The organism is Acinetobacter sp. ASP199, assembly GCF_022700675.1.
Lineage (GTDB): Bacteria > Pseudomonadota > Gammaproteobacteria > Pseudomonadales > Moraxellaceae > Acinetobacter.
The window spans coordinates 637,313-657,354 of sequence record NZ_CP062182.1; the positions used below are offsets into that span (position 1 = coordinate 637,313).

General features: G+C 42.3%; 19 protein-coding genes. 10 read left to right on the plus strand and 9 right to left on the minus strand.

Going from position 1 to position 20,042, the window contains the following annotated elements; translation table 11 throughout:
- Positions 1 to 32 precede the first annotated feature (32 nt).
- From rpe to IHE35_RS02990, 4 genes are all read left to right on the plus strand, one after another.
- Positions 33 to 719, plus strand: a complete 687-nt coding sequence (rpe, locus tag IHE35_RS02975; protein ID WP_242789246.1) for a ribulose-phosphate 3-epimerase — start codon at positions 33 to 35, stop codon at positions 717 to 719.
- A gap of 644 nt (positions 720 to 1,363) precedes the next feature.
- Positions 1,364 to 1,681 carry a quaternary ammonium compound efflux SMR transporter SugE gene (gene sugE / locus IHE35_RS02980; RefSeq protein WP_242789939.1) on the plus strand — a complete coding sequence of 106 codons (318 nt, stop codon included), beginning with the start codon at positions 1,364 to 1,366 and terminating at the stop codon, positions 1,679 to 1,681.
- A 110-nt stretch (positions 1,682 to 1,791) separates the two neighbouring features.
- Positions 1,792 to 2,301 (plus strand): methylated-DNA--[protein]-cysteine S-methyltransferase, encoded by a 510-nt coding sequence (locus IHE35_RS02985; RefSeq protein WP_242789940.1) that lies wholly within the window; start codon positions 1,792 to 1,794, stop codon positions 2,299 to 2,301.
- Positions 2,302 to 2,310: 9 nt separating this feature from the next.
- A complete protein-coding gene (locus IHE35_RS02990) occupies positions 2,311 to 2,964 on the plus strand; it encodes a nuclease-related domain-containing protein (RefSeq protein WP_242789247.1) in 654 nt (217 codons plus the stop codon).
- A gap of 30 nt (positions 2,965 to 2,994) precedes the next feature.
- On the opposite strand, the gene IHE35_RS02995 is transcribed toward IHE35_RS02990, so the two are convergent.
- From IHE35_RS02995 to ccsA, 7 genes are all read right to left on the minus strand, one after another.
- Positions 2,995 to 3,930: a tRNA-dihydrouridine synthase gene (locus IHE35_RS02995; RefSeq protein WP_242789248.1), complete on the minus strand. Its 936-nt coding sequence runs from the start codon at positions 3,928 to 3,930 to the stop codon at positions 2,995 to 2,997.
- A 181-nt stretch (positions 3,931 to 4,111) separates the two neighbouring features.
- Complete coding sequence (locus IHE35_RS03000) at positions 4,112 to 6,952, minus strand: hypothetical protein (RefSeq protein WP_242789249.1); 2,841 nt, start codon at positions 6,950 to 6,952, stop codon at positions 4,112 to 4,114.
- A gap of 30 nt (positions 6,953 to 6,982) precedes the next feature.
- Positions 6,983 to 7,645: a prepilin-type N-terminal cleavage/methylation domain-containing protein gene (locus IHE35_RS03005; RefSeq protein WP_242789250.1), complete on the minus strand. Its 663-nt coding sequence runs from the start codon at positions 7,643 to 7,645 to the stop codon at positions 6,983 to 6,985.
- 2 nt (positions 7,646 to 7,647) lie between these two features.
- Positions 7,648 to 8,067 carry a prepilin-type N-terminal cleavage/methylation domain-containing protein gene (locus tag IHE35_RS03010; RefSeq protein ID WP_242789251.1) on the minus strand — a complete coding sequence of 140 codons (420 nt, stop codon included), beginning with the start codon at positions 8,065 to 8,067 and terminating at the stop codon, positions 7,648 to 7,650.
- Positions 8,039 to 8,542 (minus strand): prepilin-type N-terminal cleavage/methylation domain-containing protein, encoded by a 504-nt coding sequence (locus tag IHE35_RS03015; RefSeq protein ID WP_242789252.1) that lies wholly within the window; start codon positions 8,540 to 8,542, stop codon positions 8,039 to 8,041. The genes IHE35_RS03010 and IHE35_RS03015 overlap by 29 nt, the downstream gene beginning before the upstream one ends.
- A complete protein-coding gene (locus IHE35_RS03020; RefSeq protein ID WP_242789253.1) occupies positions 8,543 to 8,959 on the minus strand; it encodes a type IV pilin protein in 417 nt (138 codons plus the stop codon).
- A gap of 571 nt (positions 8,960 to 9,530) precedes the next feature.
- On the minus strand, positions 9,531 to 10,337 hold the full coding sequence (gene ccsA, locus IHE35_RS03025) for a cytochrome c biogenesis protein CcsA (RefSeq protein WP_242789254.1): 807 nt from the start codon (positions 10,335 to 10,337) through the stop codon (positions 9,531 to 9,533).
- A gap of 138 nt (positions 10,338 to 10,475) precedes the next feature.
- Here ccsA and ffh point away from each other — a divergent pair, with 138 nt between their 5' ends.
- The 3 genes from ffh (at position 10,476) to IHE35_RS03040 (ending at position 13,325) form a co-directional block, all read left to right on the plus strand.
- On the plus strand, positions 10,476 to 11,879 hold the full coding sequence (ffh, locus tag IHE35_RS03030) for a signal recognition particle protein (protein ID WP_242789255.1): 1,404 nt from the start codon (positions 10,476 to 10,478) through the stop codon (positions 11,877 to 11,879).
- A gap of 140 nt (positions 11,880 to 12,019) precedes the next feature.
- A complete protein-coding gene (locus IHE35_RS03035) occupies positions 12,020 to 12,592 on the plus strand; it encodes an alpha/beta hydrolase (RefSeq protein ID WP_242789256.1) in 573 nt (190 codons plus the stop codon).
- A 121-nt stretch (positions 12,593 to 12,713) separates the two neighbouring features.
- A complete protein-coding gene (locus tag IHE35_RS03040) occupies positions 12,714 to 13,325 on the plus strand; it encodes an alpha/beta hydrolase (protein WP_242789257.1) in 612 nt (203 codons plus the stop codon).
- On the opposite strand, the gene IHE35_RS03045 is transcribed toward IHE35_RS03040, so the two are convergent.
- Both IHE35_RS03045 and IHE35_RS03050 read right to left on the minus strand, forming a co-directional pair.
- A complete protein-coding gene (locus tag IHE35_RS03045; RefSeq protein WP_242789258.1) occupies positions 13,273 to 14,019 on the minus strand; it encodes a type III pantothenate kinase in 747 nt (248 codons plus the stop codon). The genes IHE35_RS03040 and IHE35_RS03045 overlap by 53 nt on opposite strands.
- Before the next feature lie 10 nt (positions 14,020 to 14,029).
- Positions 14,030 to 14,785, minus strand: coding sequence for a biotin--[acetyl-CoA-carboxylase] ligase (locus IHE35_RS03050; protein ID WP_242789259.1), 756 nt, complete (start codon positions 14,783 to 14,785; stop codon positions 14,030 to 14,032).
- A gap of 27 nt (positions 14,786 to 14,812) precedes the next feature.
- On the opposite strand from IHE35_RS03050, the gene IHE35_RS03055 reads away from it, so the two are divergent.
- The 3 genes from IHE35_RS03055 (at position 14,813) to smc (ending at position 20,042) form a co-directional block, all read left to right on the plus strand.
- Positions 14,813 to 15,622 carry a sulfite exporter TauE/SafE family protein gene (locus tag IHE35_RS03055; RefSeq protein ID WP_242789260.1) on the plus strand — a complete coding sequence of 270 codons (810 nt, stop codon included), beginning with the start codon at positions 14,813 to 14,815 and terminating at the stop codon, positions 15,620 to 15,622.
- Positions 15,623 to 15,882: 260 nt separating this feature from the next.
- Entirely contained in the window at positions 15,883 to 16,578 is a 696-nt protein-coding gene (locus IHE35_RS03060; protein ID WP_163167020.1) for a GntR family transcriptional regulator, read from the plus strand.
- A gap of 11 nt (positions 16,579 to 16,589) precedes the next feature.
- Positions 16,590 to 20,042: a chromosome segregation protein SMC gene (smc, locus tag IHE35_RS03065; protein ID WP_242789941.1), complete on the plus strand. Its 3,453-nt coding sequence runs from the start codon at positions 16,590 to 16,592 to the stop codon at positions 20,040 to 20,042.

The following is a 20,042-nucleotide window of genomic DNA, read 5'->3' on the forward strand; positions in this document are numbered from 1 at the left end:
GGTATTCATCTCATATTCAGCCAGGTTCTTCCATGTCCAAGCCGTATTTAATTGCACCTTCTATTTTGTCTGCTGACTTCGCCCGTCTTGGTGAAGAAGTTGAAAATGTACTGGCAGCAGGTGCTGATGTTGTTCATTTTGATGTCATGGACAACCACTATGTACCCAACCTGACTTTTGGGGCTGGCGTATGTAAAGCATTGAAAAAATATGGTATTAAGGCACCGATTGATGTGCATCTGATGGTAAAACCGGTCGATCGCATGATTGGTGATTTCCTTGAAGCAGGTGCAGACATTATTACTTTCCACCCGGAAGCATCGGATCATATTGACCGTTCTTTACAGCTGATTAAATCTGGCGGTGCTCAGGCAGGTCTGGTGTTTAACCCGGCAACACCTTTGCATTACCTTGATTATGTACTGGATAAAGTAGATCAGATCCTGTTAATGAGTGTAAACCCGGGCTTTGGTGGTCAGAAATTCATTCCGTTGACTTTGGATAAATTACGTCAGGCACGTAAGATTATTGATGCTTCTGGTCGTGATATCCGTCTGGAAGTAGATGGTGGTGTAGGACCAGCCAATATCCGTGAAATTGCAGAAGCAGGTGCGGATATGTTTGTGGCAGGTTCAGCGATCTTCGGTAAGCCGGATTATAAAGCTGTAATTGATGAAATGCGTGCAGAACTGGCGAAAGTGGGACAAGTCACTGTCTGATCGGAATTTTATGTTATTCACAGCAAACTGTGGATAACTTTATGGATAAGTATATGGATATCTATGTGGGTAACCCTATGGATATCCAGCATAAATTGTAATCAATTGTAGCTTGGTTGTTTAAGCATTATACAAAATATGTATAAAAAGAACTCAATTTGGGTTCTTTTTCTATTTTGAAAGACTTACAAATTCTGGTGTTTTATTCACCGATGCTTATAAATCAAGCTTTATAAAAAGTGATCAACTTATTTTAAATTCGTGTTTCATTGTGTAACTTCTCCGAACAATTTTAAATTTAATTCATGTGCATAACTTAATTGTTTGATGTGGACAAACTTGTTGTTTTGGAGCAGTGCTTGAGCACTTTGTTGTCATTTTTAAAGTGAGTGAGAACTCCGCTTTGTTCTCAACTGTGTGTCTAAAGTAGCCATTTTTCGGAAGGGTGTCTTGGGTGCTTGAGTTAAGCTGAGTTAAGTTGCATCTCATACAGTCATCTTTTGTAATTTGCGCTGTATTTTTACAAGTGATTTTATACAATCTCACAGTTTTAGGAGGAACGACCTCCCTTGATGCAAAATATTGCTTTTGCTCAGGAAAAATCGTCAGGACGGCCTGACTTCTTAATTTATGAAGGAGGGCATATGGCCTGGTTTTTACTTATACTGGCAGGTCTTTTTGAGGTGGTATGGGCTTACTCGATGAAGCTATCGGAAGGTTTCAGCAAGCTGACCCCAAGCATTATTACTATTTTTTTCATGTTCCTAAGTTTTGCGCTGTTGGCTTACGCAATGCGTACGCTACCTCTAGGCACCGCCTATACCATCTGGACCGGAATTGGTGCAGTGGGTTCTTTTCTGATTGGGATTTTTATTTTGGGAGAACCCGCGAGTGCCATGCGCATGCTGGCGGCTGTCTTGATTATTTCCGGTCTGGTGTTGATGAAGCTGTCATCTTCTTAAAGTTTGTATAGGGCACCAGAACGTAAGTGTTTCAGTATTTATTTATATGAGCCTCCTTTTGATCATTGCGTTAAAATAATAATTCCATGGCAATGCAACAGGGTGAAGACATGAACTTAAGCTATATCTATATGGATTCACCCGTAGGCCAATTGCAATTAGTGGCAAGTACCGAGGCGCTGGTTGCGGTGCTCTGGGATTGTGAAAAGCCGAACCGGGTCAAGCTGGCAACTTTGGTGGAAGATCCTGAGCATCCTATTCTGGTTAGGGCCAAAAACCAGTTAGAGCAATATTTTGCTGGTACGCGTAGCTGTTTCGATGTGCCGTTAGACTTTGTCGGTACACCATTTCAGAAAAGTGTCTGGCAGGCTTTACTGAATATTCCTTATGGAGAAACTCGAACCTATCGTGACATTGCCCTGGAAATTGGTCATCCGAAAGCAGTTCGCGCCGTGGGTGCTGCCAATGGTCGCAATCCGATTTCGATTATTGCTCCATGCCATCGTGTGATTGGTAGCAATGGCACTTTGGTCGGTTTTGCTGGTGGGCTGGAACGTAAGGAAATCCTGTTAAATATTGAAAAAATAAGTAAGATATATTCTATCTTAATAAAAATCTGACCAGTTAAAATGAATCCAGTGCTTGCCCCAGTCATTGAAAATTTCTGGTGGCTGTTGCTTTTATTTTCCTTCGCCGCTTTATTCAAGCTGTTTAAGCCTTATCTTAAGGGGAAATTCGGTGAGTTTGCCGTTGCTGTGCATGTCAAACTCTATCTTCAACAGCCGCATTATATCTTGCTGAATGACCTGACCTTTGAGGATGGGCAAGGGACGACAACCCAGATTGATCATTTGCTATTAAGCCCATTTGGGCTATTTGTGATTGAGACCAAAAACTATAAAGGCTGGATTTTTGGTGGTGAACGTCAAAAAATGTGGACTCAAAAACTTTATAAACAGAGCTATAAATTTCAAAATCCACTGCATCAGAACTATAAACACGTCAAAGTGCTAGAACAGATTCTGGCAGATATTTTAAGTCCGGAATATATTCATTCACTGGTGGTGTTTATGCCAGAAGCTGAGTTTAAGACCGCGATGCCAGCCAATGTTTTCCGTAGCGCTAGCTGGACCGATTATGTGAAAAGCTTTCAGGAACCAGTAATTTCCGAAACCAAACTTAAACGGATTCAGCTGCATCTTGAGAATGTCATGCTGGAGAAATCTCGGCAGACCAATCGCCAGCATGTAGAGGGCTTAAAGCAGCGCAAACAGGTCAAATAAAAAAACCTGAAAAGCTCAGGGATTATTAGCTTAATGCTGAGCAGCTTTGAGCTTTTCAGTAATTTCTTCCAGTGGTTTGACCCGTTTCACTTCATCCCACAGCGCTTTCGCTTCAGGATAATGTTTAGACATCATCCCGAGCCACTGCTTGTAACGTCCCACCATATTCATTTCTTTTTTATACGAACCATTCAGGAAACGGATTTGCAGGCCGAGCAGCTCATTCCAGCTAATCAGGGGATCATCACTATTTTTACGGATACATTGGGTCAAATCTGGAGTGGTGACTGCACCGCGGCCAATCATCAAATCTTCACAGCCCGATTCTAACTGGCATTGTTTGGCATCGGCATTGTTCCAAATTTCACCATTGGCAATGACATTAATCTTCAATGCTTCACGAATAGGGCGTAGCTGATCCCAAAATGCAGGAGGGGTATAGCCATCGGCTTTGGTACGTGCATGCACTGTAACCCATGCTGCGCCTGCATCTTCAATGGCATGCGCATTTTCTAGCATGAAGTTCCGATCCATATAGCCTAGACGCATTTTGGCGGAAACTGGAATATGAGCAGGAACGGCATCGCGCACCGCTTTAACCAGTTCATACACCACTTCAGGTTCATCAAGTAAAACAGAGCCACCACGGTGTCGATTCACTGTTTTGGCTGGACAGCCAAAGTTCATATCAATGGCAGGTGCGCCTAGTGCAGCAGCTTTGACTGCATTTGCAGCCAACATTTCAGGATTGTTTCCTAAAAATTGTACATGTACGGGTGTCCCTGCTGCAGTTTTACCGTCATTCAATAGTTCAGGGCAGTAGGTATGGTAGATATGATCGGGTAGTACCGAATCCGTGACACGAATAAACTCGGTCACACACCAGTCAAAGCTCCCGACGGATGTCAGCACATCACGCATAATCGGGTCAGTTAAGCCTTCCATGGGTGCAAGAACAAGTTTCAACGTGTTCACCTGTGAATGAGAAAAACGGTGTTATACGTTTTTTTAGGTTTGTTGTCTATATAAGACAAGACATTAAATGATAAAGAGAAAATGAGTTAGAAGATAAAATATTATCCAAATCTAAATTTGTACTTGTAAAAAAAGCCAATCAAATATTAATTGATTGGCTTTTTTTAGTGATTTATAAATATCTAGACCATTTAATATCTAAATTTTGTACCTTTAATCCAGTACCTGCACTAGAGCCACTGCCACTACCAACACCACCTGTATTTTGAGATGGAAGGACAAAAGTTGATCCACCTAAAACATGGTTATTGATTGTATTTCCATTTTTTCCTTCGCCTTGAGTATTAATAGAGCCTACAATTTGGTTTTTATTTTCTGTAAATCCACAACCGGCTGAAGTAGTAATACCTTTACGACTAAAAACATCACCATAAATACGTGTACATGCTCCCATATGAATCTGTTCATTAGCCATAAAAGCAATATTACCTAAATCTAATTTATTCATTTCTTTCCCATCTATTATAACTTTTTTGGGAGTTCCATCTTCATTTTTACTCATATCATGTAGGAATTCGTCGTCGCTCTTACATAAATTAGTCGGTATTAAATATCGATCCGATAATGTAGTAGGCGAGGTATTTGCAATGTTAAGATCTGTATTGTTATTCGCATGTTTCAATCGACGATTACAAATCAGAGAAACTTTATCAGCTCCTTCACGAATGACTTCATGAGGTGCATATATGCGTGGAGAGAAGGCAATTGACCAAATTTCACCTTCAGCTAAGAAACTGTTTGTGTACGCATTTGTCAAACTATCTGAACGCCATGTCGTACCACCTGCAAACTCGAGTGACCCTTCAAAATACATAATTCCTGGTGCAAGTGTTGCATTATCAATTGTAGATGGGTCTGAAATAGAGCGAACGCGCCATCTATTTAGTACCTTACCATAACTATAATCATCATCGATACCTAATGTTTTACTTACACTAATACGAGGTAGATAACCAATAATTTCACTTGTACATTTACCTTCAACTACAGTGAGACAGATAGCACCAGTATAGGTTTTGCCATTGAGAGTGTAATCTCCAATTGAAAAACCTTCGGAATTAATAAGTGATTCGGTTCCATCCGTTTCAATAGCATATTGGCTATTGTTTTTATACATATAAGTAATGGTATTGTGTTTATTTTTTAAGTGGTTCAGAAAAACACGGTCAAACCCACCATTTGAAGTGAAGATATAATTAGCATCATTTTTATATACTCTTACATCTACATTATTATTAAAAATGAGATCTAAAATAACCTCATTAATATTAATATTAATATTGTTTATAACAACTGTTGGATTAATAGAAGCAAGATAATTTTGTAGATCAGCTAATTTTGTTGTAGCAATACTACTATTACGATTGATACTTTCGGCTCTGTTTGAAACAGAAGTAGTTGTATTTATTTCATTTACGATGTTTGTAACTGAATATACATTGTTTGCAGAAACGGTAACTGCCAATACAACTTTATTAGCATAGATATCAAGTGCTTTTGCTCCTGCAATCGAAAGTTCGACTTCGCCTAGACTCTCGATGTTATCCGCTCGTGCACCAGCACCCGTCACTAAGACATTTCCCCCTGCTTTAATATTGCCAGCTTGAGTGTTAGTGTGAATTTCTACTTTATTTTTTGCAGTGATATCTTTGGTGCTACTTCCTGTCCATAAAATAACATTTCCATTAGAAGTTACATTGCTAGCAGTAGAGTTTGTATCTAAGGTCACCGAGGCCCTAGATTCAATATTACTAGCGGTCGAGGAGGATAAACTCACTGAACCATGAGCTTTGATATTCTGTGCTTTGCCTCCTGTGCTTAATTTCACTTCACCCATACTTTCAATATTTTTAGCTATTGAATTAATACCAGCTACTGATACCTCTCCCCCCGCTTTAATATTGCCAGCTTGAGTGTTAGTGTGAATTTCTACTTTATTTTTTGCAGTGATATCTTTGGTGCTACTTCCTGTCCATAAAATAACATTTCCATTAGAAGTTACATTGCTAGCAGTAGAGGAGGTTAAAGTCACCGAGGCCCTAGATTCAATATTACTAGCGGTCGAGGAGGATAAACTCACTGAACCATGAGCTTTGATATTCTGTGCTTGTCCTGTGCTTAATGTCACGTCACCCATAGTTTCAATGTTTTGAACTTCTGCTCCGCTAATAACTTTCACTTCGCTATTAGATTTAATATTTTGGGCTTTCGCGCCCGTTTCAACTAATACAGGGCCAAGTGCTTCAATATTGCCAAAATTCTTACCTGTTAAAAGTGTGACTTTACCCTTGCTTTTTACGTTAATAATGGCATCACCACAGTTTTGGTGGCCACAATCAATATAAACATCACCAGTCGCATTAATGTTTAATTCAGAAAGATTTTCAGTTTTAAATAAAAGATTTAACGTGAGGTCACCATCAACATTTAAAGTTACCTTAGAGTTTGGACTCTCCCCTTTAATGGTTGTTAAACCAGAGAAAACAGTTTTTCCGCCAAAATTAATGGTACTGACAGCCACCGTACCTTGCGTTAAGGTAAGATTGTAAACAACTCTGATAGTAGTGGCCGCTTTTGAATTTGTACTGTTTGCAGAAATGTCAGCTGTTACAGAACAGGCTGCAGTTGCAGTTTCACAGCCTGTGACAATAATATTTTTAGCAGTAACGTTATTGCCATTGGCATCAGTTAAAGTCTTTTTATAATTAGGCGCTTTTAAGATATTTAAGCCTTCAAAAGAATTTCCCCCAATTTGAACCAGAAATTCCCTAAAAGCACTCACACCCGCCCAACCTAGAATTTGTGCATTGGTTTGTGCATGGGCTGCAGTTGCAGCTTCTTTTTTAGTTATTAAAGCTCGTGCAACAGATGCTGTAATTAACATGACTGTGATTCCAATGAGCAATACCAAAAGAATCGTTGCCATGCCTTGTTGTTTTTTAAATGTATGCATTGCTCATCCTCACATTCAGGTTAATTAGCATTAAATATTATTCAAACAAATCAAGGATTGAATTTGCTTTTCGGTAATATATTGCCCTTGGGCTTTAATTGTCACAGACTTAGTACCAGATGGGTTGTCTTTACTAATGCCATAAGGGGTACATTTTTTACCACCTGGTATACTTTGAAGATTAAATGTAAATACAGCTGGTGTAGATAAAGTGATCTCTTTATTTCTTATACTAATAAGTGGACTTTTCGTATTTGTCGAATGATCCCAAACTTCATTAGCAGCAATGTTTGAATACGCTTCATAAATTCCATCAACTGATTTTCGGCAATTATTATTTGTCACTAAATAAAGTTTATATTCTTTATTTGCTAGATCATTCTCGTATACTAATGCTTGGCACGTAATTACATTTGGTGAGCTAAGATCCGGGGTGAAACGTAAATACAAAGTATTGTTGTCGGCATTAACAGCGATATCAGCAGCATTACCCGAACCATAGCCTGCATTCTGAATGACTTTTTGTAGGACAAGCATGCCTAATTGAACTTGAGTGTCATATTCTGCATCTAAAGATGACTCTAAACTGACTTTAGAAATCTGTTTAAAGGTCATCAGCATCATGATCATGCAGAGCATGGCAACGACTAAGCCTACGAGAAGTTCTAGTATGGTAAAACCATTCTTTTTCATGCTTATCTCCCTACCACAAAACAAGACTCATGCAATGACGTTCCTGCTGCGCAAGCTTGCGCTATGCTTAGTGAAACATGACTTGCAGCAAGCACCGGCCATTCTGATTTTTGAGTGGTCGATACTGTAATTTCTGCTATAGAGCAGCTGATATAGAAGGTTTTACCAGCCACAGTAAAGTTATCTGTAGAAACTCGAGCACACATGCCTGAGGTATCAGTTTTGTCTTGTGCCTGTTGTAGTCTTTTTTGCATTTCATTCACGACAATAAAACCAACGTTCATTTCTTTTTGAGTTGTTAGCATGCTTTTGATTGCAGTCCCACTACCCAAAATAATAATGGCAAAAAGTACTAAGGCGATTAATGATTCCATTAAGGTGAAACCACGTTGATTAACGAATGATGATCGTAGCTGTTTCATTATTCTTTCCTATAGTCAACGTTGGGTTTGAGGACGTCAAACAACCTGATACTGGAACGACAACGCCAATCGAGTTAAATGAAATACAGGTAATTTGATCACTCGAATTGGGGTTTTCTTTAATGGTAATACGATTGGAAATTGGCATTTCCTGGACAGAAGCGGTCGCTGAGGCACATTCACCGCGCACTACTTTAATAACATTTTGTGATGAGGTACTTGTTAAACATGCTGAAGCAGCAGCAGCTGTTAGTGGAGTATTATTGGTATTACGAAGTGCTAATGCTTTTGCTTGAGAAATCGCACTTTGAATGCTTGAGGTTGCATTATTGACCTGGCTTTGATCAATCCAGGCACTGGTGAGTGAGCTGCCCATAAACAAAATGATCGTCATCACCGTGATGGTGATCATCAACTCAATGAGCGTAAAACCCGATTGTGCGGGGTGTTGTTTTTTTAGATGATTTAATTTCATTTATAACCACCCAGTGATGCTTTTACAGCCTGGACCACCTTGTACCCCTGCATTCGTTAATGTCAGTGTACAGCCGCTAACTTTGGTACTTGTTTCGCCTGTTGCCGTTAAGGTATAGGTTGCTCCATCAGAGAGATACGTATATTTAAAGTCAGCTGAACTTGGGTTCCATGAATTAAATAATGCTTTTGTCGCTGCCGTTGTTGTTGTGGCTGGTGATGATGTTGGATAACTTAGTGTTCTTTGATAAACATTTTCTGCTGAAAGAGATAAGGCAATTAAATTCGATTGCGCTTCTTTAATTTTTGCGCGTGTAACGTAATTTTGATAACTTGGTAATGCAATTGCGGCAAGAATCGCAATTAAAGCGACCACAATCATAAGTTCAATTAAAGTAAATCCTTTTTTATTCTTCATCCCCGACCTCCAAGAAATGCAATCTAGCACTTTCGTTTGTATATTTAAGATTAAAATGTTTACTCAAGTACAACAACTTGAACATGATAAAGTGTCATTATTCTACGACAAAGTGCAAAACCAAACACATGTTCAAATTTAAATATTTTTTGAATTTCCATAGTTTAATTATAAGTCAGTGAATATTTTGTTAACTGGTTAAACGTTATTAATCAATTTTATTTAAGTTTTTTTAATTAATTTATCTTTACACAACTCATAAAATTTGACCAAGAAATAGACTTGTTTTTAGAATACTCTGCTAAGAATTACACATATTAAAGCGTGAAAGGTGTTATTTTTTCTCATTAATTTTGTGATTGATCTTGATATTTTTTGATGGTTTTTTAGCTTTTGAAGATATGATAGTGCTTAACCATAAATTATATTTATAGTGAATTGTCTATTAAATATTGTGTTTTTTAGCTGATTTTTATGACGTTTGATTTCGTTTTTTAAGCGAATTTTAGTAATTAAAATTTATCAATAGAGATGCCTTAAGGAGATACGATAGAGCAGTATTTCAAAATAATTAAACGGTTAACAGCATTTCCAGCACAAACTTGGATCCAATAAATCCAACTGCGAGTAAGCCAAAACCGATGAGAGTAAAACGTACCGCTTTTTGTCCACGCCAGCCAAATTTCCAGTGACCAATTAGCAAAGTTCCATAGACCAGCCAGGAAATAATACTGAATGCGGTTTTATGTGACAGATGTTGGGCGAAGAAATCATCAATGGTAAAGAAGCCGAAACCTAAGGCAATAGTCAGCAAGACAAAGCCGGTCATCAGCATATCAAACAGCAGTGATTCCATATCCTGATAGGAAGGTAGCAAATTAACCCACAGACGCTTCTGCTTCTTTTTCAATTCACGATCCTGAAAACGCAGAATAACGGCCTGAATGGTAGCCATCAGCAGCACTGCATAGGCGGATAGTGACAGGATGATATGAATATCGAGACCAAGTGAGTTCTGCACAATGATTTTAGCTTGCGGAGTAAAAGTAAAGCCTAAAATCAGGCCAGTCGCTGCAACAGGAATACCAATCAGATTTAGCGGCAGAATTGGACGATAGGTGCTATAAGCCAGACTCAGTAAAAGCATCAGTCCGGAAGTAAACGACACTAGAACAAAGACATCGTAATTTATCCCCATCGGGGTGTGCATGTCACCGTAAAGAACCATGCCATGTAATACCAGGCCCAGTGCAGCCGTGATACCGACAAACCACTGATTTGGAATACGTTTCGACATTAAATGAACAAACAAATACCAGAAAGATGCGGTATAGGCGACTAATGCCAGAATTGTATAAACCAGTGGGAGGCTAACCATGTCTAACCTTTTTAAGGGTGATGAATATTCATTTATATAAATTCGATGCGAACTACAGTATCCTATAGCATTCTATGCATAAATTTTCTATTTTAAGAAACAATTTTTTGCTCACGGCTATTTTAAGCGGATTTTGCAATGTTTGATACCTTAACAGAACGACTCACGCAGAGTTTAAGAAATGTTACTGGCTCAGGGCAGCTAACCGAAGACAATATTAAAGATACGTTACGTGAAGTACGTATGGCACTTCTTGAAGCCGACGTTGCGTTACCTGTAACTCGTGAATTTATCGCGAAAGTTAAGGAAGAAGCATTGGGCCAGGAAGTGATGACTCAGTTATCTCCAGGCCAGGCCTTCGTCAAGATTGTTTATGACGAATTAACCAAGATGATGGGCGCGGCGAACGAGAGCCTCGACCTGGCAGCAAAACCACCTGTGGTTGTGCTACTTGCTGGTTTGCAGGGTGCGGGTAAAACCACCACTGCTGCGAAGCTTGCGCGCTTCTTGCAAGAACGTCAAAAGAAAAAAGTAGCGATGGTGTCTGCCGACGTGTACCGTCCAGCGGCGATCAAGCAGCTACAAACGGTTGCGGGTGAAGTCGGTGCGATTTTCTTTGAATCGAATGCCAATGAACGTCCAATTGATATTGCCAACCGTGCGATTGAACAGGCAAAAATTCAGTTTGCTGATGTTCTGATTGTCGATACCGCAGGCCGTCTGCATGTCGACGATGACATGATGGATGAGATCAAAGAGTTACACGCTGCGATTAGCCCAACTGAAACCCTGTTTGTGGTTGATGCCATGACCGGTCAGGATGCGGCGAATACAGCAAAAGCCTTTAACGATGCTTTACCTTTGACTGGTGTGATCCTGACCAAAACTGATGGTGATGCACGTGGTGGTGCGGCACTTTCTGTACGTGCGATTACCGGCAAGCCAATCAAGTTCCTGGGGATGGGTGAAAAGCTGGATGCGCTTGAACCATTCCATCCGGAACGTGTGGCACAGCGTATTCTTGGTATGGGTGACGTGCTTTCTCTAGTCGAAGAAGTTGAACGCAAAATCGACAAAGAAAAAGCCGAGAAAATGGCGAAAAAACTGCAGAAAGGCGGCAGCTTCAACTTTGAAGATATGCTGATGCAGTTTGAGCAAATGAACAAGATGGGCGGCATGATGGGCTTCCTGGATAAACTTCCAGGGATGAACAGTGCTGGCCTTCAGGATGCAATTGCACAAGCCAACCCTGAAAAGCAGGTCAAGAAAATGGAAGCGATCATCCAGTCCATGACTGTGAAAGAGCGTCGTAACCCTGACTTGATGAACCCAAGCCGTAAGAAGCGTATTGCAGCAGGCTGTGGTATGGATGTTGCTGAAGTGAATAAACTGATCAAGCAGCATGCCCAGATGGCGAAAATGATGAAGAAATTTGCCAATCCATCAGGTATGGCAAAAATGATGAAATCACTCGGTGGTCTGCAGAAACAATTTGGCGGTGGTGGTATGGGCCCATTGTTCGGCGGCAACGACAAGAAATAAGTTCTGTGTTTAAAAAAGGCGCTTCATGCGCCTTTTTGATTTTTAAGATAGACAGTTTAATCAAAGCATACATTTACTTACCCAATCCTGCAGCCAGCTCAGGCAGACTCTTTAAAAAATTCCAAGACAGGAGTAATGAAATGACGCAAGTGATTGTGGTACATGGATATACGGCAAGTCCAGATGAAAACTGGTATCCCTGGATTCAGCAAAAAGCCAGGCAAGAACATGTGAGCCTAAAAGTTTTACGACTTGATCCTTCTACTACACCTCGTCTGGAAACCTGGCAAAAGCAGATGCAGGAGCAAATTGATGGCCTTGATGAGAACAGTATTTTTATTGCCCACAGCCTAGGCACAATTGCGGCTTTGCATTATTTATCCCATGCATTGAAACAGCAGAAGATCAAGCAACTTATGCTAATCGCTGGTTTTAATGGGCGACTTGGACGCCTGGAAGAAGTTAATCCATTTATTGATGCTGCCCAAATTGACTTTGAGTTATTGAAGCAGCAGATTCAGGAGCGAGTGATGATTTACTCTGAAGGCGATGATCGGGTAGCGCCAAAATTCAGTCTGCAGCAGGCAGAGAGTCTGGATGCAAAAGTGATTAAGGCGCAGCATTTTGGTCATTTTATTGATTCGCAAGGCTGTACTGAACTGCCCGAAGTCTGGCAAAGTATTGAGCCAAATCTGATACGTCAACAACCGTGATTGACGCTGAAAGATAAAGTTTACAAAATGGATAGCAGTGGGCTGGAAATTTGCTTGAAAGCTTTGTAAAACAATGAGTCAGGGGCATTATTATTTTAACAATTAGTATAAGTATACAGCGATGACAAATAAATCAGGGAACGTTTATATTATTCATGACTATCAGTCGACCTCTAATGACCATTGGTATCCTTGGTTGAGTCGACAAGTCAAAAAAATCGGTATTGATGCCAAGCGCATCATGTTAGCCAATCCATTAGAACCGAAAATGCAAGACTGGCAACAAAGCCTGGCAGTGCAGATTGCGAAAATGGATTCAGACACCATTCTGGTGGCACATGGGTTGAGCTGTCTAAGTGTGCTGAAATTTGTAGAACAGCACTATCTGACTCACCGTAAAGCTATTCGTGGGGTGGTGCTGGTGGCAGGTTTTGATCAGCCACTGGTCATGTGGTCAGAACTGAATGATCTGGTGCACAGTGTAAAACTGGACTTCAAAACACTTGCCAAAAGCTATAAGCATGGCGTCATGTATATTTCTAATAATGATCCACATGTACCCACTGCCATGTCCTTAAGTCTTGCCCATCGACTTCTCAATACCCAGATTTTTGAAGTCTTGCAGGCAGGACATTTTGAAAAAACTGATGGCTATGCAGATTTCCCACAGCTACTGGACGTCATCCAGCGGCTGTGTGGTCTAAATGAGCTGCAAAATGCTGCAGGCCTTTAAGTAACAGGTCAGGTTCAATCACGGGTTGGAAGGATTGCAAATGCTGTGCAAACAGTGGTGCATCTCCACCCGTGAGAATCAGCTGGGCAGGAAAGTCACTCAATACCTTTTCAATGGTACTGAGTAGCCCAAGCAGAATGCCGTGATGTACAGCATCAATGGTATTGCGGCCCGGGCTCAGCTCCTCAAAAGCAGCATCGGGAATCTTAATGCCTTTGGTATTCTGAATCAGAGCATCCCGCTGTAGGTGTAAGTTTGGCAGGATAAAACCACCCAGATGCTTTTGCCCTTGAGCCAGGTCAATGGTAAGAGCGGTACCACAGCTAATGACGCAATAGTTTTGTGTCTTCGATGTCGCAACTGCCAATACCTGTAGCCAACGGTCAATCCCGAGCTGAGCCGGATCATCATAACCACAGATCAGGCCTGCATATTCGGCATGAACTTTGGCAAAAATCACTGGAACATTCAGGCGTTTTAGAATTTTCAGGATACGATCATTATTTTGCTTGTCTAGTACAGAAGAGATTCCCACCTGATGCAGACCTGATCCTATAAAGTGTTGAATCAGACCCAGCAGTAAATCCGCCGGAGACTGTAGATGCATTTCAGCCGCATGTTCAATGATACGGTCTTGTTCCGTGATCCAGTATTTAAGACGTGTATTGCCAATATCCAGCCATAATTTTTTCATTAATCTTGCCTTAGCTGCCAGTCTTTAAACGTAATTGCCCTTGATAAAAAACCTGAATGCCAGATTCAGTCGCAATTTGCACCGCACCATCTTTATGAATACCGGCAAAGGTACCCCCATATTGTCCCTGCGGATTGGTCAATTCAACCTGTTGTTGAATGAACGCTGCATGATGATTAAAGCGTGCTGCCAGATTATGGCTACCATGATTAAACCATTGCCCCGCCTGTTGAATAGCCAGATAGAGTTCAGCAATGAGCTGGTTGCGTGTCACTGCAGCCAGGCCAAGTTCAGATAGTGAGGTGATCGGCTGATCGAGTTGTTCCACTTCAATCGGCGTCAGGTTAATTCCCACACCCACCACCGCCTGATAGGCAGAGATTGGCTCCACCAGAATGCCGCCCCATTTGGCATTCTGGCTATATAAATCATTTGGCCATTTCACTTGCAGATCAAGCCCTTGCAAGCTAGGCATTTGCAGAATGTTAAGCGCAACCTCAAGCGCGAGACGGCCATCTATCGGTATCTCTGTATTCAGCAATGTGCTTAAATAGATGTTACCTTCTGGAGAAATCCATTGGCGCTGACGCTGGCCTCGGCCCTGAGTTTGAGTACGACTGCTGACCAATACCTGTCGAATACCTTTTTGAGCTAGGTCCCGGACATCATCATTGGTTGAAGTGGTGACTGGTTTCAGTAACAGGACTTCGGGAAGTTGTCCTGCATCTTTAAGTAGTTGCTGCAGTTCGCGAGTTTCTACATCCATCTGAATTTAAACGTGGTAAATGTCGTTATGGAGTTAATCATATATTTGTTGATTGGTGCAATTGCTGGTTTCACCGCAGGCCTGTTTGGAGTCGGTGGTGGCCTGATTATTGTGCCAATTCTGTACATTGTATTTACCCAGCTCCAGTACGATCCAAGTGTCATCATGCATATGGCAGTGGGAACCTCTTTGGCGACGATTATTGTGACCTCAATCAGTTCGGTCATGGCACATCATCTCAAAGGTGCAGTACTTTGGTCTGTTTTCCGTAATCTGGCACCTGGTTTGGTCATTGGATCGTTTCTCGGTGCAGGCATTGCCGACTATTTACCGGGTCAGGGCTTGCAGCTTCTGATCGGTTTCTTTGCGGTATGGGTGGCTTTGCGAATGTTTAGCCGTGCCCATGTCAAGATGGATCCAGCCAGTACTTTGCCTTCCACGCCAAAGCAAATGGCGACTGGAGCAGGAATTGGGGTTGCTTCTGCGATTTTTGGTATCGGTGGCGGTAGTCTGACGGTGCCATTTTTAAACCGCTGTGGTGTGGTGATGCAAAAAGCAGTGGCGACTTCAGCTGCATGTGGACTACCAATCGCGATTGCCGGAGCGCTCGGATTTATATGGTTTGGTGAGCAATCCGATGTTCCGGTACCGAATACCATTGGTTATATTCATGTATATGCCTTTATTGGTATTAGTATTATGAGTTTTTTTACTGCCAAAGTGGGAGCAAAGGTAGCGCATTTATTGTCACCAGTCATGCTAAAGAAATGTTTTGCGGCCTTATTAAGCGTTGTCGGTAGCTATTTTATTTATCAGGGTGTCAGTGCCTTTCTGTAAGGTAATTTATTTAATGCAGATTTCAGAAAAGAGAGTTTAAGTACTCTCTTTTTTTATTTGATCAATATATTTATGCTGATAAGAGAATAAAAAAACAGAATAAATAACCGCTAAGCTGGTTTATATAGAGGCTGGTTGGCTGCATAGACAGAATATTGTCTGACAATGTCAAAGCATTCCTTTAATAAAATAAGTTAAATAAATGAAAAGTCATTCAGCATGACAAGAACTGCATCAATAAAAATAAAGACAGGATGGCCATGCACGAGGAAAAAGCAAACAGCTTGTCTGAGCAGATCGCCAGGCATATCAGTGAACAGATTATTCGTGGTGAGCTCGTCGAAGGTGAGCGGATCCAGGAACTGAGAATTGCATCAGAACTTGATGTCAGTCGTGGTTCTGTACGCGAAGCATTATTGTTGCTGGAACGTACCCAGCTCATCGAAATCTATCCACGCCGCGGTGCCATTGTCTCGGAAATGTCTGCACTGCAAGTTCGTGCCCTGTTTGAAATGTGCTGTCTTCTGCTCGGTCAGATCGTACAGCGTATGGCTGAAACCTGGCGCCCGCATGAGGCAGAGCGTGTTCAGCTATTATTAGAACAACTAGAAGCGGAAACCCGCCAAGGTCACACCGAAAAGTTTTATGATTTGATCTTTCAGGGGCTGGCGCAGCAGCAGGACATGGTTGGCAATCCCTATCTGATGCGTTACTACCATGAGCTACTGCCTTCACTGCGACGCAGTTACTTTTTAACCCTGAATATTTCCAAGCGTGAGTTACAGGAATCTTTTGATCTGTTTAAGCTGGTCACTGATGCAATTCTGAGCCGAAAATCACATCAGGCCACTTTATTTATGGAAGATTTTTGTCGACACTTGCGCAACCTTGTGTTGGAATCACTAACACGGATGAAACAAATTGAACTTGCGTGGGCGAGACGCTCGCGCCGTTAAATCAGGACATTATGCGTTTAAGCAGTTTAAAACTTTCCGGCTTCAAATCTTTTGCCGATAGTACAACTTTACACTTTAAAGATAACCGGACTGCCGTTGTGGGGCCCAATGGTTGTGGCAAGTCCAATGTCATAGATGCAATTCGCTGGGTGATGGGGGAGTCGAGTGCGCGCCAGTTACGTGGCGGCAGCATGCAAGACGTCATTTTTACCGGAACTGCGAAGCGTAAGCCAGTGGGTGTGGCGAGTGTAGAGCTACGCTTTGAAAATACCTACGGCAAACTTGGCGGTGCTTATAATGCCTATAATGAATTGGCAGTACGTCGTCAGGTCAACCGGGATGGCAAGTCTGAATACTTCCTGAATGGTACCAAATGCCGCCGTCGTGACATCACTGATATTTTCCTGGGTACCGGTCTGGGACCGCGTTCCTACGCCATTATCGAACAGGGCATGATTAACCGACTGGTCGATGCCAAGCCAGAGGAAATGCGGGTTTATATCGAAGAAGCCGCAGGCGTATCGCGCTATCAGGCCCGTCGTCGCGAAACCATGCAGCATCTGGAACATACCACCCAGAACCTGTCTCGTTTAGAAGATATTGCTTCCGAACTCAAGTCCCAGCTAAAAACCTTAAAACGCCAGTCCGAAACCGCGATTCAATATAAAGAACTCGAAGGGCAGATCCGTACCCTGAAAATTGAAATCCTGTCATTCCAGTGCGAGCAAAGCCAACGCTTGCAGGAAGAATATACCGTTGAGATGAACACGCTAGGCGACAGCTTCAAGTTAGTACGTTCTGAACTGACCACGGTTGAGCACGATCTGGGAGCAACCAGTGAGCTGTTTCAGCGTCTGATCCAGCAGTCCACCCCCTTACAAAATGAATGGCAACAGGCCGAGAAAAAGCTGGCTGAACTGGAAATAAACCTGAAGCAGAAACAGTCTCTGCTGGAGCAAAACTCAACCAGTCTGGTGCAACTTGAACAACAAAAAGCACAAACCAAAGAACGTCTGCAGCTGATTGAGCTGCAATTAGATACTTTACAGGAACAGCTAGAAGATCAAACCACACAGTTGCAGCAACAAGAAGGCTTAAATCAGAATCAGCAACAAGGTTTGCAGGAACTAAAATCTCAACAGGCTTCAGTCGCGACCCAATTTGCCCAGATTAAAACTCAAGTCGAACAGCAACAGCAGCGCAAGATGCAGATGCTGGCACAAAGCGAGCAACTAGCTAAAAATATCGTTCGTATCGAGCAGCAAAAAGAAACCTTGCAGCAACAGTCCGCCCAGATTCAGAATCAAGCACAGCAAGATGAGCTGGAACAGTATCAGCAGGAGAAAGCTGATACTGAACAACAGCTGGTTCGCCTAGAAAGCCATCATGCTGAACTGAGCCAACAGCTGGAACAGGTCAAACAGGCACATAGCGAACAGCAACAACAACAGATGCAGCTGAAATCTGAGTTGCAAGTATTGAATGCAGAAAAGAAAAACCTTTCCCAACTTATGGCGAAAGCTAATCCGGCAGCTAAAGCGGATACTGTGCAACTGATGCATGTGCTAAAACTGAATAAGCAGGGCAAAGCCCATGCCAGCCTGATTGAGAAATTTCTTGCGAAATGGCTATCTGCTCAGGTGCTCTCAGATTCAGAGAATTTCCTTGAAAATACTGCACGTCAGCTGAAAGCACAGCAATCTTCTGCCAAAATCCAGCTGGAAAATACACAATGTCTGGCAGACTGGATTGAAGAACCTCAGTATTCCCTATGGCAGCAGGTCGCCGTGGTTGAAACTTTACAGCAGGCGCTACAGCTACAAAGCCAATTACAGCCGGGACAATCAATTTTAACTCTGGATGCTTACCATGTCGGTTCAGACTGGGTCATCGGACTGGAATTTGATGAAGCCAGTCAGGCAGGTCAAGGCGCATTGAGTCACCGGATACGACTGGACGAAATTGAAACTCAGCTGGCTGAATTAGAAGCGACATTATTACAAACTGAACAACAGCTTGCTCAACTGAAAGAACAGCTGACAGCGCTGCAAACTCAGCTACAGCAAACCACCAGTCAGCAGCAACAGGTACAGAAGCAGCTACAACAGCTAGATCTGAACATTGCCAAAGTACAAAGTACAGCGCAAGCTTTTGAAGTGCAGAAGCAACAGCTGCAAAACCAGCTTCAGCAGCTGGATGAACAGCTGGAAGAAGACGCAATGCAGAAAGATGATCTGGAGATCGACCTGCATGCTTTGAGCCTGAAACTGGAACAGGCATTACCAAATTATAAAACCATGCAATTTCAGCTGGATGAACTGACTGCGCAACTGGAAGATCACCAGCAGCAAACCCAGCACGCCCAGCAGGAACTGGAAATTACCCGTCGTCAATCCGTTCAGTCCAAACAGCAAGTCGAGTTGCTAGAAAAAGACCGGGTATTCCTGAAAGAGCAGTATCAACAAATCATTCAGCAGATTGAACAAGCCACGAAATTTATCGATCCGGTGCAATTAGAGCTGCCGCATCTGGAAAGCCAGTTTAATCAGCAGGCGGAATTGACGGCGAAGCTGCAAAAAACCTGGTCGGAATGGCAAGTCGAGCTGAATCAGATACAAAGCAAACAGCAGCAGCTCACTGAACAGCGCCATCAGTTCCAGCATCAGGATGAAAAGCTGCGGACTGAACTGGAACAGAAACGCTTAGCCTGGCAGGCAGCTAAATCAGATTTGCAGCACTATTCTGAACAGCTAAAAGAGTTGAATAGTGAACTGATTACTGGTCTGAATATTGAGGTCAAAGCGCATCAGGCCAAGCTGGAAAAAGCCCAATCGCAGTTCGATAAGCTCGGAGCGGTGAATCTTGCAGCATCTGACGAATATGAAGAGGTTTCAGCACGCTATAATGAGCTGAGCCATCAGATTCAGGATCTGGAAAATACAGTCGAGCAGCTGCAGGCAGCCATGAAGAGTATCGATCAGGAAACGCGCAAGCTGTTTATGCATACTTTTGATCAGGTTAATGCTGAATTGCAAAACCTGTTCCCGAAAGTATTTAATGGCGGTGAAGCGAGCTTAAGTCTTGAAGATGGATGGCAATCAGGTGTAAAACTGATGGCACGACCACCGGGTAAGCGTAACAGTTCATTGGCTTTATTGTCTGGTGGCGAAAAAGCATTAACTGCATTGGCGCTGGTGTTCGCGATTTTTCGTCTCAATCCGGCGCCATTCTGTGTACTCGATGAAGTCGATGCACCGCTGGACGATGCGAACGTGGGGCGTTTTTGTAATTTAGTCAAAGAGCTTTCAGAACAAGTGCAATTTATTTACATCACACATAATAAGCTTGCAATGATGATGGCAACAGATCTCTTGGGTGTGACCATGCCTGAACCGGGCACCTCAAAACTGGTTACAGTGAATTTGGAACAGGCAAAAGAATACGGCTTAGCTGCGGAGGCATAA